Origin of the sequence: Chroococcidiopsis sp. SAG 2025 (assembly GCF_032860985.1) — a bacterium.
In the GTDB taxonomy this organism is placed as follows: Bacteria; Cyanobacteriota; Cyanobacteriia; order Cyanobacteriales; family Chroococcidiopsidaceae; genus Chroococcidiopsis.
The window spans coordinates 1,664,645-1,691,624 of record NZ_JAOCNC010000001.1; the positions used below are offsets into that span (position 1 = coordinate 1,664,645).

21 protein-coding genes, 1 tRNA gene and 1 pseudogene are annotated in these 26,980 nt (G+C 44.0%); 8 read left to right on the forward strand and 15 right to left on the reverse strand.

Annotated elements, in window-relative coordinates; genetic code table 11:
* Nucleotides 1–46: 46 nt before the first annotated feature.
* Nucleotides 47–1,864, forward strand: a complete 1,818-nt coding sequence (locus N4J56_RS08020; RefSeq protein WP_317105978.1) for an ATP-binding protein — start codon at nt 47–49, stop codon at nt 1,862–1,864.
* 64 nt (nt 1,865–1,928) lie between these two features.
* Here the strand turns inward: N4J56_RS08020 and N4J56_RS08025 are convergent.
* Nucleotides 1,929–2,001, reverse strand: a tRNA-His gene (locus N4J56_RS08025).
* Nucleotides 2,002–2,120: 119 nt separating this feature from the next.
* Here N4J56_RS08025 and N4J56_RS08030 point away from each other — a divergent pair.
* The 4 genes from N4J56_RS08030 (at nt 2,121) to cobA (ending at nt 5,758) form a co-directional block, all read left to right on the forward strand.
* Nucleotides 2,121–2,501: a DUF4359 domain-containing protein gene (locus tag N4J56_RS08030; protein WP_317105979.1), complete on the forward strand. Its 381-nt coding sequence runs from the start codon at nt 2,121–2,123 to the stop codon at nt 2,499–2,501.
* Between the two features lie 493 nt (nt 2,502–2,994).
* On the forward strand, nt 2,995–3,690 hold the full coding sequence (locus N4J56_RS08035; protein ID WP_317105980.1) for a manganese catalase family protein: 696 nt from the start codon (nt 2,995–2,997) through the stop codon (nt 3,688–3,690).
* A gap of 438 nt (nt 3,691–4,128) precedes the next feature.
* Nucleotides 4,129–4,947 carry a sirohydrochlorin chelatase gene (locus tag N4J56_RS08040; protein WP_410500452.1) on the forward strand — a complete coding sequence of 273 codons (819 nt, stop codon included), beginning with the start codon at nt 4,129–4,131 and terminating at the stop codon, nt 4,945–4,947.
* Between the two features lie 40 nt (nt 4,948–4,987).
* Nucleotides 4,988–5,758, forward strand: coding sequence for a uroporphyrinogen-III C-methyltransferase (gene cobA / locus N4J56_RS08045; RefSeq protein WP_317105982.1), 771 nt, complete (start codon nt 4,988–4,990; stop codon nt 5,756–5,758).
* Nucleotides 5,759–5,783: 25 nt separating this feature from the next.
* Here cobA and N4J56_RS08050 read toward each other — a convergent pair whose 3' ends face one another.
* The 4 genes from N4J56_RS08050 to pruA form a co-directional block, all read right to left on the reverse strand.
* Nucleotides 5,784–8,504 carry a phospholipid carrier-dependent glycosyltransferase gene (locus N4J56_RS08050; RefSeq protein WP_317105983.1) on the reverse strand — a complete coding sequence of 907 codons (2,721 nt, stop codon included), beginning with the start codon at nt 8,502–8,504 and terminating at the stop codon, nt 5,784–5,786.
* A gap of 4 nt (nt 8,505–8,508) precedes the next feature.
* A complete protein-coding gene (locus N4J56_RS08055) occupies nt 8,509–8,970 on the reverse strand; it encodes a GNAT family N-acetyltransferase (RefSeq protein WP_317105984.1) in 462 nt (153 codons plus the stop codon).
* Between the two features lie 81 nt (nt 8,971–9,051).
* Nucleotides 9,052–9,618, reverse strand: coding sequence for a Uma2 family endonuclease (locus N4J56_RS08060; protein WP_317105985.1), 567 nt, complete (start codon nt 9,616–9,618; stop codon nt 9,052–9,054).
* A gap of 242 nt (nt 9,619–9,860) precedes the next feature.
* Nucleotides 9,861–12,932: an L-glutamate gamma-semialdehyde dehydrogenase gene (gene pruA, locus N4J56_RS08065; RefSeq protein ID WP_317105986.1), complete on the reverse strand. Its 3,072-nt coding sequence runs from the start codon at nt 12,930–12,932 to the stop codon at nt 9,861–9,863.
* Nucleotides 12,933–13,308: 376 nt separating this feature from the next.
* Here pruA and N4J56_RS08070 point away from each other — a divergent pair, with 376 nt between their 5' ends.
* Entirely contained in the window at nt 13,309–14,391 is a 1,083-nt protein-coding gene (locus tag N4J56_RS08070; protein ID WP_317105987.1) for a class I fructose-bisphosphate aldolase, read from the forward strand.
* A 50-nt stretch (nt 14,392–14,441) separates the two neighbouring features.
* On the opposite strand, the gene N4J56_RS08075 is transcribed toward N4J56_RS08070, so the two are convergent.
* Both N4J56_RS08075 and N4J56_RS40820 read right to left on the reverse strand, forming a co-directional pair.
* Nucleotides 14,442–14,588, reverse strand: a complete 147-nt coding sequence (locus N4J56_RS08075; protein ID WP_158265913.1) for a hypothetical protein — start codon at nt 14,586–14,588, stop codon at nt 14,442–14,444.
* Between the two features lie 126 nt (nt 14,589–14,714).
* Nucleotides 14,715–15,133: pseudogene (locus N4J56_RS40820) on the reverse strand (alpha-glucan phosphorylase); the annotation flags it as partial.
* Between the two features lie 218 nt (nt 15,134–15,351).
* Between N4J56_RS40820 and N4J56_RS08090 the strand changes: the two are divergent.
* Nucleotides 15,352–16,512: a pyridoxal phosphate-dependent aminotransferase gene (locus tag N4J56_RS08090; RefSeq protein ID WP_317110588.1), complete on the forward strand. Its 1,161-nt coding sequence runs from the start codon at nt 15,352–15,354 to the stop codon at nt 16,510–16,512.
* 68 nt (nt 16,513–16,580) lie between these two features.
* Here N4J56_RS08090 and gatA read toward each other — a convergent pair whose 3' ends face one another.
* The 3 genes from gatA to N4J56_RS08105 all read right to left on the reverse strand — a co-directional run bounded on the left by gatA (nt 16,581) and on the right by N4J56_RS08105 (nt 19,201).
* A complete protein-coding gene (gene gatA / locus N4J56_RS08095) occupies nt 16,581–18,032 on the reverse strand; it encodes an Asp-tRNA(Asn)/Glu-tRNA(Gln) amidotransferase subunit GatA (protein ID WP_317105990.1) in 1,452 nt (483 codons plus the stop codon).
* A gap of 192 nt (nt 18,033–18,224) precedes the next feature.
* Nucleotides 18,225–18,662: a hypothetical protein gene (locus N4J56_RS08100; RefSeq protein WP_317105991.1), complete on the reverse strand. Its 438-nt coding sequence runs from the start codon at nt 18,660–18,662 to the stop codon at nt 18,225–18,227.
* Between the two features lie 41 nt (nt 18,663–18,703).
* The gene (locus tag N4J56_RS08105; protein ID WP_317105992.1) at nt 18,704–19,201 is read right to left on the reverse strand and encodes a hypothetical protein; all 498 of its coding nucleotides are present in this window, start codon (nt 19,199–19,201) and stop codon (nt 18,704–18,706) included.
* A 166-nt stretch (nt 19,202–19,367) separates the two neighbouring features.
* Here N4J56_RS08105 and N4J56_RS08110 point away from each other — a divergent pair, with 166 nt between their 5' ends.
* A complete protein-coding gene (locus N4J56_RS08110) occupies nt 19,368–20,192 on the forward strand; it encodes an alpha/beta hydrolase (protein ID WP_317105993.1) in 825 nt (274 codons plus the stop codon).
* Between the two features lie 36 nt (nt 20,193–20,228).
* On the opposite strand, the gene N4J56_RS08115 is transcribed toward N4J56_RS08110, so the two are convergent.
* The 5 genes from N4J56_RS08115 to N4J56_RS08135 form a co-directional block, all read right to left on the reverse strand.
* Nucleotides 20,229–21,323, reverse strand: a complete 1,095-nt coding sequence (locus tag N4J56_RS08115; RefSeq protein WP_317105994.1) for a glycosyltransferase family 1 protein — start codon at nt 21,321–21,323, stop codon at nt 20,229–20,231.
* Between the two features lie 134 nt (nt 21,324–21,457).
* A complete protein-coding gene (rfbB, locus tag N4J56_RS08120) occupies nt 21,458–22,495 on the reverse strand; it encodes a dTDP-glucose 4,6-dehydratase (protein ID WP_317105995.1) in 1,038 nt (345 codons plus the stop codon).
* A gap of 97 nt (nt 22,496–22,592) precedes the next feature.
* Nucleotides 22,593–23,726 carry a glycosyltransferase family 4 protein gene (locus N4J56_RS08125; RefSeq protein ID WP_410500453.1) on the reverse strand — a complete coding sequence of 378 codons (1,134 nt, stop codon included), beginning with the start codon at nt 23,724–23,726 and terminating at the stop codon, nt 22,593–22,595.
* A gap of 98 nt (nt 23,727–23,824) precedes the next feature.
* Nucleotides 23,825–24,973, reverse strand: a complete 1,149-nt coding sequence (locus N4J56_RS08130) for a mannosyltransferase family protein (protein ID WP_317105997.1) — start codon at nt 24,971–24,973, stop codon at nt 23,825–23,827.
* A 123-nt stretch (nt 24,974–25,096) separates the two neighbouring features.
* Complete coding sequence (locus tag N4J56_RS08135) at nt 25,097–26,977, reverse strand: GtrA family protein (RefSeq protein WP_317105998.1); 1,881 nt, start codon at nt 26,975–26,977, stop codon at nt 25,097–25,099.
* Between the last annotated feature and the right edge of the window lie 3 nt (nt 26,978–26,980).

Sequence of the window (26,980 nt, forward strand, 5' to 3'; positions counted from 1 at the left end):
CCTTAGCTTGATACCATAAAAAGAAAAACTTTCTATAAAGCTTTCTATGCAGGAGTTTTGGCACAATTTTTTTGGTTCGAGTTCATTTATCCCTCACGGACATTGTTATCTTTGGCAACCAGGGTTAGTTTGGCTGCACATCTTATCTGATGCGTGTATCGCATTTGCCTATTATTCAATTCCATTTACATTAGTTTATTTCGTCCAAAAGCGAAAAGACTTGCCATTTAACTGGATTTTTTGGCTATTTGGGGCTTTTATTATCGCTTGCGGCACGACTCACTTAATAGAGATCTGGACTTTATGGCATCCTACCTACTGGCTGTCAGGCACGCTTAAAGCTATCACAGCTTTAATTTCTCTTTATACGGCTCTAGAGCTAATGCCATTAGTACCGCAGCTACTGGCTCTACCCAGCCCCGCACAGCTAGAAGTAGCAAACCAAGAATTACGCAGTCAAGTTATCGAACGAGAACGCGCCGAATCGCAAATTCGGGTTTTAAACGCCCAACTCGAACAACGAGTCACAGAGCGGACGGCAGAACTAGAAATAGCAAATAAATTAAAAGATGAATTACTCGTCCGCGCTCAAACAGCACGGGCTGAGGCTGAGACAGCAAACCGGATGAAGGACAATTTTCTTGCCATCATTTCTCACGAGTTACGCACGCCACTCAATCCGATTCTCGGTTGGTGCAACTTGCTGATGAGCCGCAAATTCGATCGAACTCGCATGGATAGCGCGATCGCCACGATCGATCGCAACGCTAGGCTCCAGGTACAACTGATTGACGATTTGCTAGATGTCTCCTCGATTCTGCAAGGGAAATTAAGCTTGAATGTCTCTCCAGTCAATTTAGCTTCCGTTATTACAGCAGCATTAGAAACTGTCCGCCTAGCAGCTGAAGCAAAATCAATTCAGGTGGTAACTCGGCTTGATGCGAATGTAGGAGAAGTCGAAGGCGATCCGACACGCTTGCAGCAAGTGATGTGGAATTTACTTTCGAACGCCATTAAGTTCACTCCTCAGGGAGGACGGGTAGAAATTTCGCTGCAACGAGTGGAAGAGGAAGCAACTACCAATTCAAAATTCAAAATTCAAAATTCAAAATTAGATGGCGCACCACGCACTAACTATGCCCAAATTCAGATCGCTGACACGGGAAAAGGGATTAGTGCCGATTTTATTCCTTACATATTCGATTACTTTCGACAGGAAAGCAGTGCCACAACCAGAAAGTTCGGTGGGTTGGGATTGGGATTGGCGATCGTGCGTAATATTGTCGAAATGCATGGTGGTAACGTCGCGGTAGCTAGTCTTGGTGAAGGACGGGGTTCTACATTTACTGTAAAGATTCCCCTGCTAGGAAAAACTGAGGAAACTGCCACGCCTGTAGCAGTTACAAGAGAATTTCCGGTTCTCGACTCTGCTGTAACGGCGTACTGCCGATCTCCCCTACCGGCTCCCCTCGCTGGCGTGCAGGTTTTAGTCGTAGACGATGATGCTGATTCGCGAGATTTTGTAACTTTCTTGTTGGAAGAGGCAGGGGCTACTGTCATCGCAGTTAGCTCAGCTGTTGCTGCTTTAGAAGTGTTTACATCGCAGATAGATATCTTAATCAGCGATATTGGAATGCCTGGTATGGATGGTTACATGCTGATGCAGCAAATTGAAGCTTTGTCACTAGGGCAAGGAGGCAAGATTCCAGCAATCGCGCTAACTGCCTACGCGGGAGAATGCGATCGGCAAAAAGCGTTATCGGCAGGCTTTCAAAAGCATATTGCTAAGCCCATCGAACCAGAGCAATTGATAGAAGCTGTTACCCTTGCACTCCAGGGAGTAAATTCTATGAATAAAGTATAGTTATGCACGATCGAGATCGATGCTTTCAATCAAAATTTGCAATCAGGGCAAAATTTGCAATCAGGGCGAACGATGGGACTCGAACCCACGAGTGGAGGAACCACAATCCTCTGCCTTAACCACTTGGCTACGCTCGCCATTGTATATACCAGTATACTATCTTATCAGCTATTTCTCAATATCGATCGGTACTGGAACCGAGCTAACTTACAATTCAGTCCAGCAACAGAGTCAGAAGTAACATAAGATATGCAGCATGAAGCGATCGACAAGTATTAGTTATATAGGATTAGTAGTTCTTGGCGGGCTGGGAGTGGTAATGGCATTGACTAATCCCGATCGCTCTACCTACGAGATTTATGCTGGCGAACGGTTAGGAACTTACATCAAGGATGAAGTTTGCCCGCAAGCGCCGAACATCTTCGGTCTGGCTTTGCAGCAAAACTGTAGTGACTTAGTTGATTCTAGTTCTCCTGTCATCCAACGTATTGTAGCTAATAACACCAAGCGCCAAAACTTTCTTTTATTTAGCATCTATACTACCGATCTTGCCGTTGGTGGCGTAATTCCGTCATATCGGTTTCAAACGGTCGGTGCAATGCAAAACTTTTTTACCTACTCTGCCCAGAAGCAGTAGTTAATCAAAATGAATTCTAGCTAGTCATGCGTCACTCATCAGAACTTTATAGATCCGTATTTTTTCAGGTATGGATATTTTTGAGTCATATTTTTTACTTCAAGTTGTTTAGCAGAAAATTTATTTGGCTGCCATTTCTTCATGAGATTTGGAGAAAAATCATAACTTTCGATCGCCGAGAATCGAGCTTTCGATCCCTTGATTTTAGTTATGGGATACGACTTACGACTTACGACTTAGAACTTACGATTTAAGAAAACTCTTTCCTCAGACGCACCCGCCAGCGTGGTTGCTGGGTTTACACTTGTTTTGATGGATGTAACACCAGTAATTTTTAGCCTGTGGTCATGGTGATCGCAGATTTTACAAAAAACTAAATCAAATCTCATCTGTGATGAATTTTTTGTGACAAGGAGATTTCGTGACTGAGAGAACCAAGTTTTTTCAGGAAGAGCGATCGCTAATTGTGAAAAACTGAGAGAGGAGAATTTGCATGTTTTTTCATAAAAAAGAACCAATTCACGTTGTTAACATTAAAGAACCAAATCCTCGCTTTGCTCAACTTTTGCTAGAACAATTTGGTGGTGCGACAGGTGAACTTTCTGCGGCTCTACAATATTGGGTACAGTCTTTTCATGTAGAAAACGCAGGGATTCGCGATATGCTGCAAGATATTGCGATCGAAGAGTTCGGTCACTTAGAAATGGTGGGCAAAATGATTGAAGCTCACACTAAAAATGTTGACCAAACCGATGCATATAAAAGTACTTTGTTTGCCGTGCGTGGGATGGGACCTCACTTTTTAGATAGCCAGGGGAATGCTTGGACGGCTAGTTATCTCAATGAAGGTGGCGATGTCGTGCGCGACTTGCGGGCTAACATTGCTGCGGAAGCTGGAGCAAGACAAACCTATGAAGAATTAATTAAGCTGTCAACTGATGAGGGGACAAAGAATACTTTAGTGCATTTGCTAACACGGGAAATTTCCCATACCCAGATGTTCATGAAAGCTTTGGATTCTATGGGCAAGCTGACCGAACCTTTCTTTGGTAATATTCAGCCTGACGAAACAGTTGATATTTACTACAATCTGTCTACCAACGGTACGCAGGACGAACGCGGTCCTTGGAACTCGGAACCAACATTCCGCTATATTGCCGACCCAGTGAACGAAGTGACTAAAGGCTAGGAATCCAGGTTAGAGACAACGCAGGTTCGTAACTTCTAGTTTGGTAATTCAATCAATGCAAGATAAGTTAGTGGATGTTAAATCTACTAACTTATTTTTATAGCAAGACTTCACGAGCGATCGGACTTTTCATTATAACTGCCATTAGTCATCGGTCATCGATCGTTTATTCCACGACAAGCAGGCTAGAAGTGTTTTCTGATTATAAATCTTAAGACTCAAGCAGAAATGCTATATTTGTAGAATTGTAAAGACACAAAAAGCAGGTATGTTTCGTTAGAAGGCGATCGCGGCAGAAATAGGCAAAAATCAAAATCTATTGCGGTCGGTTCATAGCTGAAATAATAGCAGCAATTGATACAGAAAATCTCATCTTAAAGTCATTTGCTAGATAAATCACACGATGAAATCGCTCTAGTGTTAAAGTCCCAATTATCGATGCGCTCCGCCTATCTACTAATATCTCACGGGAGTCGAGATCCACGCCCGCAAGTGGCGATGGAACGCTTGGCGTGGCTTTTGCAAGGGAGCAGAGAGCAGGGACGAGCTGGGAGCAGGGAAGCAGAGGGGCAGAGGGGCAGAGGGGCAAAGGAGACTAGGAGACTAGGAGCAATCAAAAATTCCCTTATCCCTTACCCCTTATCCCTTACCCCTCTAATAGGTACTGCTTGTTTAGAGCTAAGTCAGAAGCCACTGCACCAGCAGATTGCAGAGTTTAGCGATCGCGCCTTGTCTTGCGGATATCAGCAAGTGCAGATCGTGCCTCTGTTTCTCTTGCCGGGAGTCCATGTCATGGAAGATATTCCAGCAGAAGTGGAGCAGGCGCGACAAGCCTTGAAAGTCAAGGTAAAGCTGGAATTACGCCCTCATTTAGGTTCTCATGCTGGCTTGGCAAGGCTATTGAAACAGCAGCTAGACCGGACGCAAGCAGAGCAAACAATCTTGCTCGCACATGGAAGTCGGCGCGCCGGTTCTGAGCATCCTGTAGAAGCGATCGCCCAACAATTAAGTGCTGGAACGGCATATTGGTCAGTTGCTCCCAGTTTAGACGCGCGAGTGCAAGAGTTGGCGCTCGCAGGATGGCGACGAATTGCGATCATACCGTATTTCTTGTTTGCTGGAGGTATTACCGATGCGATCGCGGAAGCTGTAGGACAATTACAACACCAATTTCCCGCGATCGAGTTTTGTCTGATGCAGCCACTAGGGGCAACTCAGGAATTAGCCGATCTGATTTGGGATCTGATCGAGACGTAGATTTATTGACATATAAACTGCCAAAACGCCAAGGAAGAGAATGAACGAGTTTGTGGGTAAAGTCTACTTAGTGGGTGCGGGTCCAGGCGACCCTGGTTTATTTACACTCAAAGGTAAGGCATTGTTGGAATGTGCCGATGTTGTGGTTTACGATGCCCTCGTAAGTCCGGCAATTCTAGGCATGATTAACCCATTGGCAGAAAAAATCAATGCAGGAAAGCGGCGGGGAAAGCATTCGTTGGTGCAGGAAGATACGACCCAGTTATTGATCGAAAAGGCACGAGATAATGCAGTGGTGGTGCGATTAAAAGGGGGCGATCCATTTATCTTCGGGCGTGGCGGCGAGGAGATGGAAGATTTGGTAGCAGCTGGGGTGTCAGTGGAAGTCGTGCCCGGTATCACTTCCGGTATTGCAGCTCCAGCGTATGCAGGTATCCCATTAACCCATCGAGATTATAGTTCTTCAGTCACGTTTGTTACAGGACACGAAGCAGCAGGAAAGTATCGCCCCAAAGTCAATTGGGCAGCTGTAGCCCAAGGTTCGGAGACGATCGCAATTTATATGGGAGTCCACAATTTACCTTATATTATCGAGCAGCTATGCGAGGCAGGGTTAAGTGCAGATACACCAGTAGCTCTAGTACGTTGGGGAACCCGACCGGAACAAGAGGAATTGATCGGCACATTAGAGACAATTGTGGCGCAAGTAGAAACTACCGGTTTTAGCGCCCCTGCGATCGCCGTTATCGGTAAAGTCGTCAACTTGCACGGTGTATTGGCAGGCTGTCGCCCTGTTTTGGTGTCGAGCTAAGGACTACTTCTCTCACACCACGCTCTTACTCTGCTCCCTGCTCCCTAAAAGTAGAATAATCTTGCCACGCTTGCATGAGATTGCCTTGCATCAGAGCAGCAATACCATGTAGGGCATGTAATTCTGGAATGTTGGAGTTGAGCGCTAAAGCAGGTTGGAGGGCAGCTTGGGCGGCGGCTCCATTCCAGTTATATAAATGGACAAAGGCAAGGTAGGCATAGGCATAGGGATTTTGCGAGTCTAGCTGCGTCACTCGTTCCAGCGCCGCGATCGCACCTTGTACTTTTTGCTGTAATATTTGAGCTAACGTCAGAGCGTAAGCCCAGTTGAGATTTTGCGGTTCCTGTTTCAGCCTATATTCCATTGCCAGTTGCGCCTGGATCAAATAATCTTGGATCGGGTCGTATTGATTAATCCGTCCAACTTCCGCAAAGACACGATCTAGTGCCTTAATTCCTTGAGGTAAGATTGCTGCTAAAAGTCGTTCTTGCGTAACTAAATCTAATTCCGGTGCAGGTGTAGCTGTAGCCGCAGGATCGATTTTTAAGGTAACTGGTGGTACGGTGATGGGATAAGTTTCACCTGTATTGCGGTTGAGATATGTCGCCTCCAAAGTGTAAATTCCCGCCGCTATATCAGTCGGAGGCATCATTGCTAGGTGTTCTGTGACAGTGTAGGGAGTCAGTAGGAGCGGGTTTAGCAAAAGATCGTCAGTTAAGGCAATAGACCCTCGTTCAAAACCCGCCCGTACGGGAGTCGGCAAACTGCGAATTAAATTACCCATACCGATCGCGCGATCGTGTATCCAGCGATCGCTTTGTTTGTCACTATCCTGATTTTTCCAAGTTAGTAGTACGATACCAGGTTGCAACTGCTCCCACGTTCCAGACCACTCATAAGTCACTGGAATCGGCTTTCCTAGAGGTGCGACTGACGGTACTATGACTCTTGATAGTTTTATGTTGGTAGTTGGTAGTTGGTAGTTGGTAATTGGTAGTTGCTCCCCCAGCTTTCTTCCCCGACTCCCGACTTCTACCTGCGGTACGCGGCGATGATACAGTTTTAAGCTGCTACTGTCGGGCAAAGTCCAAGTTTTTTGTAAATTGAAATCAGGGGACTGTTCCACGTACTGCACCATAGCACTTTGAGCATCTGGAACCGAACCTTGTTCGCCTGTTTTCGTGACAAACCAATCGAGCGATCTCCCGTCTTGGACAATTTGCTGTTGGCGCGTCCCTACTTGCCGTCCGTAAACCTGAAAATTTCGTAGTGCGCCAAAATAATTTAAGCTGTGTTGATTGACTTCTAACGTTGAAGGCAATACACCCAAATTGGATCTAATATAAGGCGCAGTTTGGATAATTTCTTCAATAACTTGAGCGTGAGGATATTCTGACCCCATGTAAGCATAATGTTTGGCATTAGGGCTAAGAATTGAAGCAATACGATTACCTAATACCCCCCCTATAGGAAATAAATTTAACCCCATGACTAATACTGCCAAACCTACCGTACTCCAACGAATTTGCTGACCCCAGCGCCCGCGCCAGCACGTCATACCATAGGCAAGAAACAGCGCGACTCCAGGTAAATAAGGCACGACATAGCGACTATCTTTATTCAGGTTAAGCGAACAGAGCAGATACGCACCGATGAGGAAGATTGATAGCCAAATAAGGGAGTCGGGAGTCGTAGGGGCGGGTTTAGCAAAAGATTCACGGCTTCCGTCAATAAATCGTGGCTCAAAACCCATCCGTACAGGGGAGTTGGAAGTCGAATTCTTATTTTGACTTTTGACTTTTAACTTTTGACTTTTATAAAGTAATAGTCCTACGATTGGTACGAGCAACAGTACCCAAGAAATATGCGCTGGGAGTAGTTTCCAGTAGTAAGTCCAAGCATCAAGGGTATTGAGGGCTGGATCGCCTTCAGCTAGGGCAGAATCTATCGTTGCTCGTTTTCCCCCAGTTAGAATCAGCAACCAGTTTGTCTGATACCACGGCATAAACACGATCGCCGATAGCAGTAGAGCGATCGCAAATTGGCAGATTCGCCGAATATTGCGTTTACGAATAACTTCAACTCCAGTCCAGACAATCGGCACGAACAGAAAAAACAACGCCGTTTGCTTAACTAACAGCGCCATTCCTAGAGAAATACCGAATGCGATTGTCCAAAACCAACTTGAAATTCGGAATTCGGAATTCGGAATTCGGAATTTGTTTTGACTTTTGACTTTTGAATTTTGACTCCTCCACACTGTCAGACACCAAAAACACAGCGTCACGACAGCCGTAAGGGGATAATCGAGTAAAAAGTCTAGGCGTAACTTATATAATCCTGGGATGAGTTGACATATGCCAGCTGCCCATAATCCGACTTCGGCGCTAAATAGTTGTATCCCTAGTCCGTAGACGGAAACAAGCAGGATGGCACTGAAAAATGAATTTACCAACGTAGCGCGATCGCCGCCAGTGCCAAAAATCAGTTGGGTAATAGCCGCAGCGGTCTGCGTTAAGGGAGGGACTTTTGTAGAAAGCTGCCAAAAGTCAGTCCACCAATCGCTACTGAACCACTGGGGCTGTTGTAGTGCTTGCCAGTAATTCAACGAACTCGTAAGATATTCCGCCCGATCCCAATCTGGAACAGAACGATCGCAGGCAAACCAGATGCGATCGACTAAGACTCCCGCTAACCATATCAGCAGGAGAATGAGTAAATGATGCTGTTTGAATTTAGCTAACACGAAATCAATAGGTTGAGCCTAATGTCTTCCTCATTTTGACATGGGGAATGCCAGCTTCTTCAAATACTGCTCCCTCTGGCTCAAAACCTAGTTTTTGATGCAATCTCTGGATATATTCTTGGGAGTGGATGATGACTTCTTGCATCTTCTTTTGGGCTGCAAGCGCGATCGCTTTTTCCATAATTAACTTACCAATACCCTTCCCTCTGGCAATTGGCAAGACGGCTAGCCTCTCGATTTTTGCCGTGCGATCGTCTAAATACCTAATTCTAGCAGTACCAATAGGTTGAGCATTCATGTAGGCAAGAATTTGGTCTGAGGTTTCATCTTTGCCATCAAAATCTAATTCTGGCTCTATTCCCTGTTCTAATTGAAAAACTGCCGCTCTCACCGAGCGCATGGCTGAAAAATCTTCAGGTAATTTAGCAACTTTAATTGTTAAATTAATATCAAAATTGCTTGACATTTGCTCTAGAATATTTCGGCTTTTAACACAGATTACCTGATAAAACTTTGTGTCTTTGCGACTTTGCGCGATCGATTTATTTTAAGCAAATAACGATACGATCGCAAAGGTAAAACCAGGTAATAAAGGTGAATTTAACTCATCTCCACTAATCAGAGTGGCAACTAAATTTAAAACCGCTTGTTCGCGTCGATAAACTTCAACCTGTTGCTTGCGCCAATCTACAATCCAATATTCTCTAACTCCTCTCGCTGAATAAAGCTTGAGTTTCAATTCGCGATCGCGCTTCTCATTTTCACTGCCAGATGATAGTACTTCTACTACTAACTCCGGCGCAGCAGTTAAATGTCCGGCTTCATCCAATAAGACAGATAGCCTGGCGTTGCTAGCCCAAACCACATCGGGAATGACAGCGTCAGTATCGGAAAAAATTACTCCAGGGGCAGGTACAACTTCTCCTAATCCTGTAGTTTGTGACCAAACATCTAATGCACTAATAATTCTGGCACAGGCTTTTTGATGTTTCCAATGCGGCGCTCTCGTCACAAATAATTCTCCGTCGATAATTTCATAGCGGTTGCCGTTATCTGGAAATAACTCTAAATCGGCGGTTGTCCAAATGACTCTATCGGTTATGGGTAAATTCATAAGCAAGTCAAAAGTTAAAAGTCAAAAGTCAAAAGTCAAAAGTCAAAAGTCAAAAGTCAAAGGTCAAAATTATGAACCTACGCTATACGAACATATTTTGGTTTCATTTGTTATATAAATTAAACGTGTAAAAGCTTACCAGGTATTCATCTGTATCCAAAATTTGAAGAAGGGCGGGTTTATCAAAAATTTTGAATGGAAACAAAGATTATTGGTGAACCCGCTCCTACAATGATATCGATCTATTCTGCACCTTCGATGGGGGCAAAACCCTGACGCTGAACGTTTTCCGTAACTGTACGCGGCTCCAAAAATTGTAATAAATAATCGGGACCACCAGCTTTGGAACCAACTCCAGACATTTTGAAGCCGCCGAAGGGTTGTCTGGCAACGATCGCCCCCGTAATCGTCCGGTTGATATACAAGTTACCAACTTCAAATTGTTCCTGTGCCATCTGGATATGAGATGGGGTACGAGAATACAGTCCCCCCGTTAAAGCGTAGTCAGTACCGTTAGCAACGGCGATCGCCTCTTCAAAGTTCTTCACCCGAATTACCGCCACCACGGGACCAAAAATCTCTTCTTGGGCGATCGTGGCTGTGGGAGGCACTTCGGTAAAAATCGTAGGGTTGACAAAATAGCCGTTATCTGGAGCAGGGATTTCTAACGCGACTTTTGCTTCTTGTCGCCCTTGCTCGATATACTCGCGGATACGGGCTTGCGCGTTACCGTCAATCGCGGGACCGACTTGAGTACTGGGTAATTCCGTTGCACCAATGTTAAGCGATCGCGTCGCTTCTACCAAGCGGTGAATGAAAGTATCGTAAACCGAATCTAAAACAATTACCCTGGATGCAGCCGAACACTTTTGTCCGCTGTAACCGAAAGCCGATTGCACGACACCCACTACAGCTTGGTCTAAGTCGGCACTTTCATCGACAATCATCCCATTCTTACCACCCATCTCGGCAATGACGCGCTTCAGATGCTTTTGTCCTGGTTGAACTTTTGCCGCTTCAGCATAAATCCGACAACCCACTTCGCGAGAACCTGTAAATGCAATTAAGTGCGTGTCGGGATGGTTTACCAAGTGCGCCCCAACTTTAGAACCCTTTCCAGGGACAAATTGATATACACCTTTGGGAAATCCGGCTTCAACCAAAATTTCGGTTAATTTTGCCGCAATGACAGAAGATGTTTCCGCAGGCTTAAGGAGAGTACAGTTTCCTGCTACCAGCGCCGCTACAGTCATTCCAGTGGCGATCGCCAAGGGAAAATTCCAAGGAGAAATCACCACCGCAATTCCCCTCGGTTGGTAAAGGTAACGGTTTGTTTCCCCTGCTACGTCGTAGTTGTAACCTGCATCTAATCTTTCCATTTCCGCCGCATAGTAGCGACAGAAATCGATTGCCTCCGATACTTCTGCATCGGCTTCTTTGACAGGCTTACCAACTTCTAGCACGATCCAAGCTGATAGTTCGGCGCGGCGGAGTTCCATCAAATCGCCAGCTTTACGCAAAATACTTGCCCGTTGTTTCGCTGGGGTATTTTTCCACCCAGGAAAAGCCGCCTTCGCCGCTTGCATTGCCTGTTCTGCTTGTTCGACGCTGAGGAGTCCGACTTTTCCCACCACCTCGCTGAAATTTGACGGATTCACAGAATCAATAATTTCTGCTGTAGAAACGTACTCGCCATTAACCAGGGGTAAATAGGTTTTGCCAAATAGCTGCCGCACTTGTTGAAAAGCCTGTTGTGACTGTTCTCTCGCCTCGACTACGGCGTAGTCTGTATCAGCTGCCGGATGAAACGTGGTGCGTGGTGCGTGGTGCGTGGTGCGTGGTATTTGTTCCGACTCCCTTGTACGGGCGGGTTTTGAACCACGATTTGTTGATGGAAGCCGTGAATCTTTTGCTAAACCCGCCCCTACGACTCCCGACTCCCTCAAAATAGGTGGTGCAATCAATTCCTCAATCGGACGTTCTTCCAAATTTTGACGCAGGAAGGAACTATTTGCGGTATTTTCCAATAAACGGCGGATCAAATAAGCCATTCCTGGCAAAAGTTCGCCGTAGGGACAGTACACCCGTACCCGATAACCGCGATCGCTCAACGCTTTTGCTAGTTTATCGCCCATGCCGTACAGCACTTGCATTTCAAAGCGACGGCGGGGAATGTTGAGAGTTTCAGCGATCGCGATTGCATGAGCTTGCGATCGCACGTTATGACTACCTATTGCCGAATAGACGTATTCGTGATTTTCTAACAACAACTGGGTAATTTTTTCAAAGTTCAGATCTGTAGCTGCTTTGTCGTTAAATACGGGTTGCTGCCAGTGCTTTTGTTCGGCTTTAATCGTTTCTTGATCCCAATAAGCACCTTTAACCAGTCTGACGGTTAAGGGATAGCCTCGCTGTTTTACCCAAGCGATTAAATCCTGCGTATCTCGTTCGCTATCGCGCAAATATGCTTGAACTGTGACACCAACATCTGTACGACTGCGAAATTCTTCTTCTTGAAGAACTTGTTTTAAAATAGAGAAAATCAGGTCTTTATAAGCGTATTGTTCCATATCAAAATGGATCGATACGCCTAATTCTTTGGCTTTTCTCAATACAGTACGGATGCGATCGCTAACTCTTGCTGCACTACCCGCCGCATCCAACGGATCGAACTGAGAGTAAAACGCCGTTAGCTTTACCGAAACTTGTACTTGTGGCAAAGCTTCCCCATCAGCTTCATCAATTTGGGCGACTGGTTTCCAATTCTTACTAGCTGCTGCTAGCTGTGCCATTAAATCTAAATAACGTTCTAAATATGACTGCGCTTCCGCTTCAGTAATGACTGCTTCACCCAAAATATCGATGGTGAACGCCATTTTTTCTTTCCGCAGCCGTTCGATTGTCTTTAATGTCTGCTGAATATTTTCTCCAGCAATATATTTATGCGCTAAAGTTTCTACAGCTGTAGATACTGTCGTTGCTGCTACCTGCCCAGGCATAGAATCTGGGTTGGCAAAATTGAGCATTCCTTTTAAAGCAGTAGGAAGTTCTACTGACTCATCGCCAAGGTATTCTTGTAAATGGCGGGCAATTTCCGACTTACTCCGCAAAGCAGGCAAACAGTCAATAAAACGAAATAGCTGCACTCGCAACCCAGGATTACTCATTGCCCAGGCGAGTAACTTGTCATCCCAGCGCATTTGGTCGCGAATTGAGGCAAAAAACGAACGATTTTCTCGCGTCGCCGCTAACAGTTGTTTGGCGATTTCTTGTGTCTTTGGTTCGTAGGTGGTTGGTTGTGCTTGTAATACCACAGATGGCAGACTCCCTGTTTAAGGCATTGAGGCAATTCAATTTCGATCTACGTGCGATAAATTGAGAGCGATCGCTCCCCTATTGAAAGGTTTTCACTCCCTCTTAACTTGATTTGTAGCATAAATAACTTTTTTCAGTTATGAGTCATTATGTTGGCTCTACTTACCAATCACTTATCTTCTCAGCTCTTCATAAGTTACGTTTTAATAATTACAAATTTGACAAAAAATGAATTCTAACTAGCGAAAGGGAAGGCACTGAAAACCAGAAATCAAAAGCGCTAGCTAAGAAGATCGGAAACCGTCCAAATGGAACAGCGCAAGCAATGTTGATTATTGTCAGAATGAGAAATGAAACTCATTAAGGGAAATTGCTATGACTGCTACGCTGTCTGCACCCCAAGCGATTGAGTCTTGGTTGGGTCAAGAAGCAGAAGACCTCCTCACGTACAAAGCTAAGGTTCCCAAAGATTTATTACATTTGCCCAGCCCAGACGCAGTAGACCGAATTTTTAGCATTAGCGATCGCAATCCGCAAGTATTGCGCAGCCTTCAGCAACTCTACTCTCATGGGCGATTGGCAAATACGGGTTATCTTTCAATTTTGCCAGTAGACCAAGGAATCGAACACTCCGCAGGGGCTTCGTTTGCACCCAATCCGATGTATTTCGATCCAGAAAATATTGTTAAATTGGCAATGGCAGCCGAGTGTAACGCTGTTGCTACCACGTTGGGCGTTTTGGGAATAGTTTCTCGCAAGTACGCCCACAAAATCCCCTTCATTGTCAAAATCAATCACAACGAGTTACTCACTTTTCCCAATCAATTCGATCAAGTTTTGTTTGGTTCGGTCGAGCAAGCTTGGAATTTAGGAGCTGTGGCAGTTGGGGCTACAATCTACTTCGGTTCGGAAAACTCTACGCGCCAAATTCAAGAAATTAGCCGCGCCTTTGCCCGCGCCCACGAATTGGGAATGGCAACTATCTTGTGGTGCTATCTGCGTAACAATGCCTTTAAACAAGACAAAGATTATCACCTAGCTGGCGACCTCACCGGACAGGCAAACCACATCGGTGTCACGATTGAAGCCGATATTATTAAGCAAAAACTACCGGAAGTCGATCGCGGTTACGAAGCTGTTGCTAAAGCTAGTGGCAAAAGCTACGGCAAAACCAACGAAAAAATCTATACCGATTTAACGAGCGATCATCCCATCGATCTCACCCGCTATCAAGTTCTCAATTGCTACAGCGGACGAGTTGGATTAATTAACTCTGGTGGTGCTTCTGGTAAAAATGATTTTGCCGAAGCTGTGCGTACGGCTGTAATTAACAAACGGGCTGGCGGTTCTGGCTTAATCTCCGGTCGCAAAACCTTCCAACGTCCGTTTGAAGAAGGAGTCAAGCTTTTCCATACAATTCAGGATGTTTACCTCTCTCCAGAGGTAACTATTGCTTGATGCTGTAGAAGTAGGACTTTGGATAAAACTATCCAAAGTCCGAATTTGTGTTAGTTACCTTGTTTTTGTGGGTCTTCTTCATCCATAACCTGAGCCAGCATCCAAGGAACTGGCAGAGTTTCCCAGCGGGATTGGGAACGCTTGGGTAAAGCTAGCTGCCGATCGCGATTTCGCTTGGTCAAACGAGGACTTTTCATATTCTCATCCTCCAATTTTACAAATCGTAAAATTTACTGCGTTTAAGGAGAAATTAAGTTGCTCCTACTGCCAAGCATGACAAACCTGCATGAAAATCATTTAAATTCTGCATGAGAATCTTCTCATTAAATCGGCGCAGCATTATTTGCCGTCGATAAATACATTTGATGCACGTACTCCATTACCATCCGGTCAGTATTAAACCTTGGGATTGCAGTTTTGATGGAAGCTTTCATCATGGCGATCCAGCGATTGGGTAACTCTGGCGAAGTGCGATCGTCAAACAAAGGAACGATCTCTCTTGTCAGAAGATCGTAGAGAGATTCTGCATCTTTTTGCGCCTGAGCTTCAGAATCGTCTAAAGAACAATCTTCGCCAATTGCCCAACCGTTGACACCTTTACCATCTGCTCCCTGCTGATATGCTTCGCGCCACCAACCATCGAGAATACTGCAATTAATGCCCCATTAAAACAGACTTTCTGCCCGCTAGTCCCTGAAGCTTCTTGGGGTCTTAGAGGGGTATTGAGCCAAAGATCGACTCCCGTATCTAATAAATGGAGATTTGCCCTACCGACTCGCACGCTCCAAGCTTGCACTGAGTCGTCGGGGCGGGTTTTGAAGGCATTCTTGTCCAAGTCGGGAATTTTGGGCTAAACTCGCCTGTACAGAAGTCAAAAATCTTAGCAGTCAAAGACACAAATTCAGACGTTTACTTTAAGATATGCTTAACTGAATTGGAGTTTTGCAATCGGTAGTGACAATGAAACTGGCAGCACGAGTGGGTAAGGTAACGCCTTCTTTGACCTTGGCAATTTCCGCCAAAGCCAAAGCCATGAAAGCTGAAGGAATAGATGTTTGTAGCTTCAGCGCCGGAGAACCAGACTTTGATACTCCAGAACACATCAAAGCAGCCGCAAAAAAAGCCCTAGATGAAGGTAAGACGAGATATGGTGCGGCGGCTGGGGAACCCAAGTTAAGACAGGCGATCGCTCGCAAGCTGAAAACAGATAATGGTCTAGACTACCAAGCTGAAAATATCATCGTTACCAACGGTGGCAAACACGGTTTATACAACTTAATGATGGCACTGATTGACGTGGGAGACGAGGTAATTATTCCCGCCCCCTACTGGCTGAGCTATCCTGAAATGGTCATTCTCGCTGGCGGAACACCAGTTATCGTCCAGACGGATGCTAGCTGTAAAATTACTCCAGACCAATTGCGCTCTAGCATTACGCCTCAAACTAAGCTATTTGTTCTTAACTCTCCTTCTAACCCTACAGGTGTCGTCTACACGCCAGAAGAACTGAAGGCACTAGCAGAGGTTGTGGTAGAGAAGGATATTTTAGTTGTCTCGGATGAAATTTACGAGAAATTACTATATACAGATGTAAAACACATCAGTATCGGTTCTTTAGGTAAGGAAATCTTTGACCGTACCATTATCAGTCATGGTTTTGCTAAAGCTTACTCAATGACAGGTTGGCGTGTCGGCTATTTAGCAGGTGCGGTAGAGTTAATCAAAGCTGCGAGTACGATTCAAGGTCATAGTACGTCTAACGTGTGTACCTTCGCTCAATTTGGCGCGATCGCGGCTTTAGAAAGTTCCCAAGAATGCGTCGAACAAATGCGTCAAGCTTTTGCCAAAAGGCGAGAAGTGATGATGCAAAGATTGGATGCAATTCCAGAAGTGACTTACGCCAAACCTGATGGAGCATTTTACATTTTTGTCGATATCAGTAAAACTGGTAAGTCATCTATGGATTTTTGTCAAGAACTTTTAGAGTCTTATCAAGTTGCGGCAATACCTGGAATTGCATTTGGATCGGGCGATCGCATTCGTTTTTCCTATGCTACCGATATGGCATCAATTGAGAAGGGAATGGATCGCTTAGACAAATACATCCGCTCATTGTTTTAGCTGAAGCTACGTAGGGTGCGTTACGCCAAAGGCTAACGCACTCTACAAATTCTTAAAGCGCGATCGCATTATAAAGCAGGTGCTTTTTTATGCCATTCTGTAGCTTGTTCGTAAGCGTGAGCCACTTGAAATAATTGGTCTTCCCGCAACACGTTTCCAATCAATTGCATCCCAATTGGCATTCCTTTCTCGTCAAAACCGCAGGGAATACTCAATCCTGGCAAACCTGCCAAATTTACCGTAATTGTCATCAAATCGGTTAAATACATACTTAGCGGATCGTCAGTTTTTTCCCCTGCTTTAAATGCTGTCATGGGAACTGTAGGCGTGACTAATACATCCACTTGCCCAAAAGCATTTTCAAAGTCTTGTTTAATTAAAGTCCGAACTTTTTGTGCCTTTAAGTAATAAGCATCGTAGTACCCAGCAGATAAGGCATAGGTTCCTACCATAATCCGGCGCTTGACTTCCTTGCCAAAACCCATTGCCCTAGTGCGAGCGTACATATCGATTAGGTTGTCAGCATCGGGAACGCGCAAACCATATTTTACGCCATCGTAACGTGCCAAATTAGCCGAAGCTTCGCTAGGGGCAATGATGTAATAAGTTGGCAAACCGTAGCGGAAACGCGGACAGGAAACTTCTTTAATCTCCGCGCCGAGTTGCTTTAATTGTTCGATCGCCTTATTTACAGCTTGTTCTACAGCCGGATCTAAACCTTCAGCAAAAGTTTCTCTCACAATCCCAATTCGCATCGATTTGAGATCGGGTTTGAGAAATTGCGTGTAGTCGGGAATTTCTACTTTCAAACTCGTAGAATCTTTCGGATCGTAACCCGCGATCGCGCCTAATAAAATTGCCGCATCTTCCACCGTGCGTCCAAAAGGTCCAATTTGATCCAAAGAGGAAGCAAAAGCTACCAAACCATAACGAGACACTAATCCATAAGTTGGCTTCATGCCCACAACACCGCAAAAAGATGCGGGTTGACGGATCGAACCGCCTGTATCGGAACCCAGCGAAACGACACACTCATGCGCCGCTACAGCCGCCGCCGAACCCCCAGAAGAACCGCCAGGAACCCGTTCCAAATCCCAAGGATTAGCCGTGAGTTGAAATGCTGAGTTTTCGGTGGAACTCCCCATCGCAAACTCGTCTAAGTTAGTTTTTCCCACTGTCACCGCCCCAGCATCCGCTAGCTTTTGCGTTACCGTCGATTCGTAGGGTGGGACGAAGTTTTCTAAAATCTTGGAGGCGCAAGTCGTGGGAATTCCCTTGGTACACATATTGTCTTTCACACCCACGGGAATCCCAGCCAATAACCCAATCTCTTCTCCAGCCGCAATTTTGGCATCCACGGCTTTCGCTTGTTCCAGTGCTTTATCCGCTGTCACGCACAAAAAGCTGTGGATCTTTGGTTCTAGTGCTTGAATCCGATCCAGCGCCTCTTGCGTAATTTCCACCGCCGAGCGTTCTTTCTTCACTAGTTGTCCGTGCAACTCGCGGATGATGGATGCCATCTCTCGCTTCCTCTTTGCTTCACAGTCCAAACTATAAGTATAGAGTGTCTGGGCAGAAACTAGGGGCAGTGACCAGGGAGCAGGGAGCAGAGAGTAGGGAGTAGGGGGAAGAGAGAGTCGCCCAGCTGAGGGAGCGATCGGGAGCTGAGGGAGAAAAATAGCTTACGAATACCCGACTTACGACTTACCAATTCAAATCTTTTTCACAGAGTCCGAAATATGTCCTGGAAAGAAATCTATGCCGACTGCTGATTTCAATAAGTAAGCAAATAATAAAATTACGCCGCTAATAACTAAGTTTGCTCCCAAAAGGAGCATAACAACCGCGATCGCATTGCCAATCCTGGCAAGTCTTTCAGGTATATATCGCCGTCTGCGTTTTCGACGATCTTTACCAACAAAGAGAACTAAGTAAAATCGAGAAAATATCAGATCGATGTTAAATCTAAAATCTACAATTTTGGGCGAGGGTTGAGGAATTGCTTGAGTTAAAATATTTATTATGACTTGTAGCTGTTCTGTATTAAAGCTTGCCAAAATATTTGGTTCGACTTGTTGTAAATAATATTCTGGATTTCTAGTTCGATAATTAGGTAGATTAACTTGTTCTTTAATAGGTGAGTCTTTCACAAATACCTCCAAATAAAATTAAATTATATTTTTTAAATCGTTTAATTTAGAAATAATCCTGCGTCTAATATCCTGCCTATACCTAGACCGATTGAAGTAAAGACCGCCAAAAACCAAAAAGCAAAATGTTTATTTAACCCCGCAGATAGTAACGCATGTTTTACTTGAGCTAAGGTCAAAATTAATCCTAATGCCATAATCCAAGTCATAGCTAAACCAAACGCCCAAGGCGGAATTCCTGCCCAAGAAATGCTTTGAGGCCAAGTCATGGCAAAAGCTCCAGCCCAGACTAGTAAAACAATCCAAGCTACAGCCAAAGCGACAGCATCAAAACCAACCCAAGCTAAATGCACGGTAATGACTTGCGTGCCTGTCCAAGTAAACCAGTTCGCATTACAATCGGATAATAGCCAACCAGTGCCTATGTATCCAAGTAATAATACTAGTAAATAAAGCTTTGAAATTCCATTCAAGCGTGATACTTTTACGTTCATTTCAAACCAAATCCAAAGGTTTTGCTCGCTTCCTTGTTCTGACAAATGAAAAATTAATAATGATAGTCATAACGGTAAATATAATGAACCATTTAGAATCTGCGATATTATAAGTATTCCTATAGTTGCAGCGATCGCAAATCGGGAAAATTACTGATAAATAGGCGATCGCAATAAAGAGACGATAAAGTAGTAAAACTAAAAAATATTGATGGTAGCTTCTGTTGTGAATTTGCATGTTTACGTCCAAGGTAAAGGCTTACCAATCCTCTGCTTGCACGGTCATCCTGGTTCTGGTTTGAGTATGTCCGTGTTTACTCAACACCTATGCCAACGCTTTCATACAATAGCCCCCGACTTACGGGGATATGGCAATAGTCGCACGCAAACTAATTTCGCCATGACCGATCACCTGTATGACTTGGAAGCACTCCTCGATCGCTATCAAATTAGTGAATGCCTGGTTTTAGGTTGGTCTTTGGGTGGAATTTTAGCGATGGAATTGGCTTTAAGGCTGCCAGAACGAGTTAAGGGACTCATTTTAATCGCTACAGCTGCTCGTCCTCGCGGCAGTCATCCAGCAATTAGCTGGCAAGATAACTTGTATACTGGCTTAGCGGCGATCGCAAATGCTTTACAACCCGGCGAGCGGTGGCATATAGATACTTTTGCCAAGCGATCGCTCTTTCGCTACCTGGTGCAACAGCACACTCCTGCTACTTACGAATACATTGCTAAATATGCTATGTCAGCGTATTTGCAAACTTCTTCTCCTGCCCAACGCGCTCTCTTTACTGCACTCAAGAGTGGTTACAATCGCCTTCAGGATTTATCAGAGATTCAGTGTCCTAGTTTAATTATGGCGGGAGCATCTGACCGTCATATTACTCCAGAATCGAGTCAAGAAACTGCACAACATTTACCCAATTCTGAATGGATTTGTTACCCGAATACCGCACATTTGTTTCCTTGGGAAATTCCCGATCGAGTTTTGAGCGATATTGATAAGTGGTTGGCATTACATTCATTTGTTTAATGCACAGTAGAGATGCAAAAATTAGCGTTTCTACAACTATAAAAATTTTTTTAATACTTCAACAGTAGCGAGTCCTGTTTTTTTCCAACTAAATTGACTGGCTCTGGTCAAACTAAAATTAGAGAGGCGCGATCGCAGTTGACGATCGGTAACTATACTTTCCATAGCAGCAGCAATCTCCTCAATATTGTAGGGATTCACTAATAAAGCCGCATCCCCTGTGACTTCAGGTAAAGAAGAAAGATTAGACGTAATTACAGGAGTACCGCAAGCCATTGCTTCGAGTACGGGTAAGCCAAATCCCTCCCACAGACTCGGAAAAACTAATCCGATCGCCCGATTGAGTAAAATTGGTAGTTGTTCGTAGGGAACGTAATCTAAAAACTTAACGCGATCGGCAATTTCTAATTCTATACTTTGCGCTTTTAGCTTTGGAGTGTAGCGGCGATCGCCCGTTCCAGCTAGTAAAAGATCGCAATCTCGATAACTCGGGATCTTAGCAAAAGCTGCAATTAATCGGTGTAAGTTTTTGTGCGGATCGTGACGACCAATATAAATAAAGTAAGGACGAGTTTCATTCTGCTGAGCTAAGTTGAGCCAGCGGAAATGGTTGGCATCATATGCTAGGGGTATGGGAGTAATTGTATCGGCTGAGATGTGGAAAAAGTTAATAATATCTGAGGCTGTCGCAGTGGAGTTACAAATAACGTGCTGTGCTTGGCTGAGAACTTGGGGGATGTAATAGCGGTGATAGGGAGTTAAGGGTGAAAGTCTGGGAAAGCGCAACGGGATGAGATCGTGAACCGTGACGATGTAGCGACAGCGCGCGTACAGGGGTGCTTCTGGAACGGGAGAGAACAATAACTGCGATCGCAATTGGCGATAAATTGGCGATAGTTGCAGTTGCGTCCAGAATAAACGCCGTAAATGTCCGACCGTTCCTTGTTCTGGGGTTAAGTTAGCGGGAATGGGATAATATGTGTCTTGAGTCTGCGGTGTGGGTAGAAGACGAGCAGCAACAGGCGAAATTAGAAAGGTAGGATCGAGCGATCGCAAATGCGGGATTAAATTCAGAGCGTAGGTTGTAATTCCTGTCGGTTTATTGATGAGAAAAGATAAGTTAACTAGCATTGAAAGGGAGCAGGGAGCAGGGAGCAGGGAGCAGGGAGCAGAGGAAGTTCCAGGAGCAGAGGAGAAGTCAGAAGTCAGAAGCGATTCACACACCACGCACCACTCACCACTCACTACACCCCACACCCCACACCCTACACCCTTTCTTCACTGCTCCCCACTCCCTCTAACCAAATTGGATTGCTGAGATACCACTGAATTGTCTTGAATAACCCACTATCAAAGTTTTCTTTTGGTTGCCAGCCTAATTCTCTAGAGATTTTGCTGCAATCTATAGCATACCGTCTGTCGTGTCCGAGGCGATCTTTGACAAAGGTAATTAAAGAAGAGTGGCGAAAATTAGGTTTGGGAGCCAAATCGTCAAGAATGGCGCAAATTTTCTCAACGACTGTGATATTAGTTTGTTCGTTTTTTCCCCCAATATTATAAGTTTCTCCCACCCGACCGTGTTGTAAAACTAGATAGAGAGCTTCGCAGTGATCTGTAACATATAACCAATCTCGAATATTTTGCCCATCTCCATATATAGGTAAAGGTCGCTCGTGTAAAGCGTTGAGAATTATTAAGGGAATCAGTTTTTCGGGAAACTGACGCGGACCGTAGTTATTCGAGCAGTTAGTGATTAAAGTGGGAAAACCATAAGTATGACAGTAAGCTCGGACAAGATGATCTGAGCTTGCTTTTGACGCTGCGTAGGGACTATTTGGCGCGTAAGGGGTATCTTCTCGAAATGGCGGAGCTTTTGGTTCTAAAGAGCCGTAGACTTCATCAGTAGAGACGTGTAAGAAACGGAATTGCTCTCGCTTTTGTGCAGATAATTTTTCCCAATACGCTTTGCTAACTTCTAATAGTTGAAATGTTCCTACTATATTAGTTTGAATAAAATTTAGGGGAGTTTGAATCGAGCGATCGACATGGGTTTCAGCGGCAAAGTTAATAATTGCATCTGGCTGATACTGTTCTAATAGATGAGATAACAGGTTGCGATCGCCAATATCTCCACGGATAAAATGATAATCGCGATCGTCCTGCAATTGGGCTAAGTTTTGAGGATTACTGGCATAAGTTAACTTGTCTAAATTGACGATTTTAGCCCATTGCTTTTCTCGTGCTTGTAAAATAAAGTTAGAACCAATAAAACCGAAGCCACCAGTTACTAATAATGTTTGCATCTTACTAGAGAAAGGGTTAGCAGCCACGATCGTGAGGCGATCGCCAAGGCATCAATTATGCAGTTTAAACCAAATTAAATCGAGAATTAGAATATTGCTATACCAACAGACTACGGTAAGCGTTTAATGTTTCCCGTGCATTGTGCTGCCAAGAGTACTGTTTTGCTCTTACTTTACCTTTTTGAATTAATTCATATCGCAATTGAGAGTTATTAATCACCTCCCAAATTGCTTCGGCTAATTTATTTGAATCGTTTGGGTCAATTAATATAGCTGCATCTCCGGTGACTTCAGGTAATGATGAAGTGTTAGAAGCGACTACCGGAGTACCTAATGTCATAGCTTCTAGTACGGGTAAACCAAACCCTTCGTAGTAAGAAGGATAAACAAATACATCGGCTCGGACATAAAATAGTGCCACTAATTCATCAGATAAATAGTCAAGATGGTAAATATCTTGTTGATAAGGTGATGACTCGATCGCCGCAAAAATACTTTGATAATTCCATCCTTTGCGCCCAATTAATATAAGATTATGTTCGATCTTATATCGCTGTTTTAATTCATTAAAAGCCATCACAATAGAAATGATATTTTTTCTAGGTTCTATGTTACTAACAAACAATAGATAAGGCTTAGAAAAATCGTAGTTTGCTGTCTGGCTGAGCTGTTCGATGTTTAAAGCCGATAAGTAATTAGAACAGTATCGACTTGCCAATGGTGCAACAAAAACTCGTTCGGCAGCAACATTGAGATGTTGAATAATATCTTGCTTAGAACTTTCTGAAATAGTTAAAACTAAGTCTGTCCACCGCAGACATCGTTTGACTTTCTCAGCATAACTTTTAGCGACTGCATTAACATATTGAGGATATTTAATAAAAGCAACATCATAAATGTTCATGACCTTGAAGCCGCGATCGCAAGGATAAACTGAATAGTTAGTCCCATGCAATATGTCTGGATTCCCCCAAGATTTTGCCAAGGATGACCAAATCGATTTGTAAGTAGGAAATAATAACAAATTAGAAACTCTAACTGGAATTGGAAGGACATGAACTGAAGGATATTGCGTTAAGGCTTCAGGAATATTCCAGTTACCGCGCAGCCAGTCTTTAATTCCAGGTTGATAGACAATTCCTAACTCAAAATTTTCCTCTGCTTGCAGGGAGTAAAGCGAATGAATTAAGTTTGCTACCTGCAACCCAACTCCACTAGGCTTAGGAGTCATTGGAGTAGCATCAATGATAATTTTATGAACTGACACTGAAAAACCATGAATCAGAATGATTATTTCATTTTAGTCAGTTGTGTATTACATAGGTAAGCTTAAGCAACCCATTCCATATTAGTAAACATACCCACAAATTTCATTTGGAGTAAAAATGAAGGAGTCGCCATCAGTAATAGTAAGAAAACAATCCATTTTTGATCGAACAATCTGTAGAATTGCGTCCTAGATATGAGGTGGATTGTAGCTATTACAAGCACTACATGTACGCAGAAAGTGTAGCGAATCATGCTTGTCATGGATATGCTACTCATACCGCAGGCAGATAGATAAAACATGAGCCAGCCAGATACATAAAATTCAGCTCTTTGTTTCCAGCTACCCTCTGTCAGAAAAGGTACTGCTTTCCGTTCAAGTAAAAAGACGATGAAAAAACTTATCAAAGCGAACGGTACTGAAATAGCATTAATCACGCCAGGTAAATTCAAAATTTTAGGGTCAAGGAAAGCAAAATAACTTTCCGGCTTGAAAATGGCTAAATAGTTAGGTTTGACTCCCCAACCTATTGCTTGCGTTTGCATGTAGAAATTCCAAGCGCCAAACTTGAAATAACAAAAAGCAAAGAACAAGAGAGAACCCAGAATAGAAACGGCGCTTACTAACAAATATTTGCTACTTTTCTGCCAAAACCGAAATGGTTTTGCTTTCCGATCTTTAGCAAATAGCCAAAAGTGGAATAGCGGATAAATAGCTATTGGTAGACCGACAACCCGAGTTGCAGTCATGACAAAGCCATGTGTAGCAGCAAGAATCCAGGCAACACGCTTTTTTGATGCAGTCCAGTAGAGAAAGCCAAGCAACATCATCAAAAACAGCGATTCTGAGTAACCAGCGACTAAATAAAAAGCGGCTGGATGTACTAAAATCGCGATCGCACCGCAAAGGGCTAGTTTATCAGAAATCCGCCAACGTTGAAAAAACAAAAATACATATGTCCAAAACCCCCAACAGGCTATCTGTGCGACTAGCAGCAAAGCAGTTTGTGTTGATAGATTAAAAACGTTCTTAATCACTCCAGCAATGACAGGATAGCCAGGGAAAAATGCAACATTTGATAGATCGGGATTTTGCGGCGTGGGCGGAATTGTACTTCGATATCCATGTTCGATAATATGCGTATACCAGTCACAATCCCATCGGCAAAGCTTAGAATAGCCCTCTACTAAATTTTGAGAATTTGAAAACAAACACCCAAACAGAACTTGGATTAACGTAAATCCTAATCCTAAGCAAATGGCTTGGTAGATTCGTGGGTAACGTTTGAACCCAATGATATTTAGCACTGGCAATATCTTTTGAAGTACGACAATTTATTCAGGCTTGCGAACAAACTCCTGTTGACTTGACGCAAAAGAATACATCTTGTGTCCCGTAAAGCTAAGTAGAGCCACACAAGCAGCACTAACTAAACGGGCAGCAGTAGCATTCCAACCAGCATCATCCATCAACAGTTGTAACAATCCTAAATTTGCCAGCAAGCTGTTGAGAGCAACTGTGGCAAACACGGCGTACTGAATTATCCAGTTCTGCCAATACACACCAAAAACAAAGCGACGGCTCAGCCAAAAATTAGTCGTCAATCCCATAAAATAGCTGATACACAGGGCTGAGACAGACCAAACGCCAGACTGAACCAGCAGTGAAAAAATCAAGACATCAACGACTGTTGCGGCTCCACCTGTAAAGACGTAGCCACCAAATTCTTTCAAGACTTTGAGCGTCTTTTGTCGGCGAGGAACTTTTTTAACCGTATTATGTGTAGTAGTTTTAGCGGTTGCACTAGCTTCTTCTTGGTATTCGCTATCTGAATTAACCGACCAAAGATTGTGCTTACCGGGACTCAAAACATTTTCTGCGGCTAGAATCCCCATCAATAAGCTGTGGTCTTGATTGTTGTATTTGAATGCACCGTATCTTCCGACCAGTTGAAGATTCGGAAATTGCTGTAAATAAGACTGAATATCGCTCAGTGCTTGTTGATAGTTACCTGCATAAATTGGGTAAGTGCGGGGTAAGCGAACGACAAATCCGCTAGAAACTTTTTCGTGATGTAAAAGCCCAATTTTTCGCAGTTCTTGTTCTGCTCGCTCTAACAGTTCTGCTTCTGGTTGCTGCCACATTGGTTCGTCGTAGTTGCACCAATACTCGCAGCACAATGGTGTTTGATGTTGGTTTGGCAACATCTCAGGCGACCAATTCGCAAAATTGGTGACTCGTCCTAATTGCACGCTTGGCTCGTTAATGTAAAGCCAGTTATCTGGAAATAAGTTATTGCCTTCGACGATTAAATAGACCAAAATTGTATTGCGAAACTTGAGAGACTTAGCAGCTGCGATCGCCTCTGATGGAGCAGGTGGATTCATTTGCTGCACCAACAGACTAATAGGTACGGAAGAAATTACGCCGCCGCAGTCAACTGTTGACTCCTCTCCTGTCTGGCGATTTCTTAATGTGATTTGGGTAACTTGAAAGTTATCGTGGTGAACCTGTACGACTTCTGTATTTAACAACACGCTTTGGTTGTGTTGGCGCAGGTATTCACCGATTTTTTCATACAATTGACCCGAACCTAACCGAGGAAATTCAAAGCGATCGATCAGTGTTTTGACTTTGCCATCATTTCCTAACAAAGCAGTTCGAGCTGCTTTCAACAAGGATAAGCCTTTGATGCGTTGCGCAGCCCAATCTGCACTAATTTCCGTACAAGGTATACCCCAAAGTTTTTCCGTGTAAGCCTGAAAAAATATTTCAAATAGTCGCCGACCAAATCTACTCGTTACCCATTGAGCGAAATTGCGGGGGTGGCGATTGGGAAATAACTGAGATTGAGCATATGAAACGAGAATCTTGACGCTCTCAATCGGTCCCATCGTCAGTAGAGCTTCTTTAGCTTTGAGCGGATAGCTGAAATACTTTCCCCCATAATAGATGCGCGTCAGGCGATTGACAGTGACTCGATCTTTTCCTAAGACTTCACTCCAAAGTTTGAGTACGGGAGCGAGTTTAGTAAAAAAGCGATGCGGACCAAAATCTAGAATAAATCCTTTATATTCAATACTTTTTGCTAATCCGCCTACCCTAGCATCTCTTTCTACTACTACGACTGGCTGACCTTTTTGAGTTAAGGTGTAAGCCGCTGCTAGTCCAGCAGGACCTGCTCCTAGAATATAGATTGGATTAGCTTTTCTCATGTC

Coding starts and splice junctions, on each gene's coding strand:
- N4J56_RS08035 (WP_317105980.1), top strand. CDS start 2,995: ATGTTTTTTCATAAAAAAGAACCAATTCACGTTGTTAACATTAAAGAA.
- cobA (WP_317105982.1), top strand. CDS start 4,988: ATGAACGAGTTTGTGGGTAAAGTCTACTTAGTGGGTGCGGGTCCAGGC.
- N4J56_RS08020 (WP_317105978.1), top strand. CDS start 47: ATGCAGGAGTTTTGGCACAATTTTTTTGGTTCGAGTTCATTTATCCCT.
- N4J56_RS08115 (WP_317105994.1), bottom strand. CDS start 21,323: ATGCTAGTTAACTTATCTTTTCTCATCAATAAACCGACAGGAATTACA.
- N4J56_RS08055 (WP_317105984.1), bottom strand. CDS start 8,970: ATGTCAAGCAATTTTGATATTAATTTAACAATTAAAGTTGCTAAATTA.
- N4J56_RS08110 (WP_317105993.1), top strand. CDS start 19,368: ATGGTAGCTTCTGTTGTGAATTTGCATGTTTACGTCCAAGGTAAAGGC.
- N4J56_RS08060 (WP_317105985.1), bottom strand. CDS start 9,618: ATGAATTTACCCATAACCGATAGAGTCATTTGGACAACCGCCGATTTA.
- rfbB (WP_317105995.1), bottom strand. CDS start 22,495: ATGCAAACATTATTAGTAACTGGTGGCTTCGGTTTTATTGGTTCTAAC.
- N4J56_RS08075 (WP_158265913.1), bottom strand. CDS start 14,588: ATGAAAAGTCCTCGTTTGACCAAGCGAAATCGCGATCGGCAGCTAGCT.
- gatA (WP_317105990.1), bottom strand. CDS start 18,032: ATGGCATCCATCATCCGCGAGTTGCACGGACAACTAGTGAAGAAAGAA.
- N4J56_RS08040 (WP_410500452.1), top strand. CDS start 4,129: ATGCGCTCCGCCTATCTACTAATATCTCACGGGAGTCGAGATCCACGC.
- N4J56_RS08070 (WP_317105987.1), top strand. CDS start 13,309: ATGACTGCTACGCTGTCTGCACCCCAAGCGATTGAGTCTTGGTTGGGT.
- N4J56_RS08125 (WP_410500453.1), bottom strand. CDS start 23,726: ATGACTCCTAAGCCTAGTGGAGTTGGGTTGCAGGTAGCAAACTTAATT.
- N4J56_RS08135 (WP_317105998.1), bottom strand. CDS start 26,977: ATGAGAAAAGCTAATCCAATCTATATTCTAGGAGCAGGTCCTGCTGGA.
- N4J56_RS08090 (WP_317110588.1), top strand. CDS start 15,352: ATGAAACTGGCAGCACGAGTGGGTAAGGTAACGCCTTCTTTGACCTTG.
- N4J56_RS08030 (WP_317105979.1), top strand. CDS start 2,121: ATGAAGCGATCGACAAGTATTAGTTATATAGGATTAGTAGTTCTTGGC.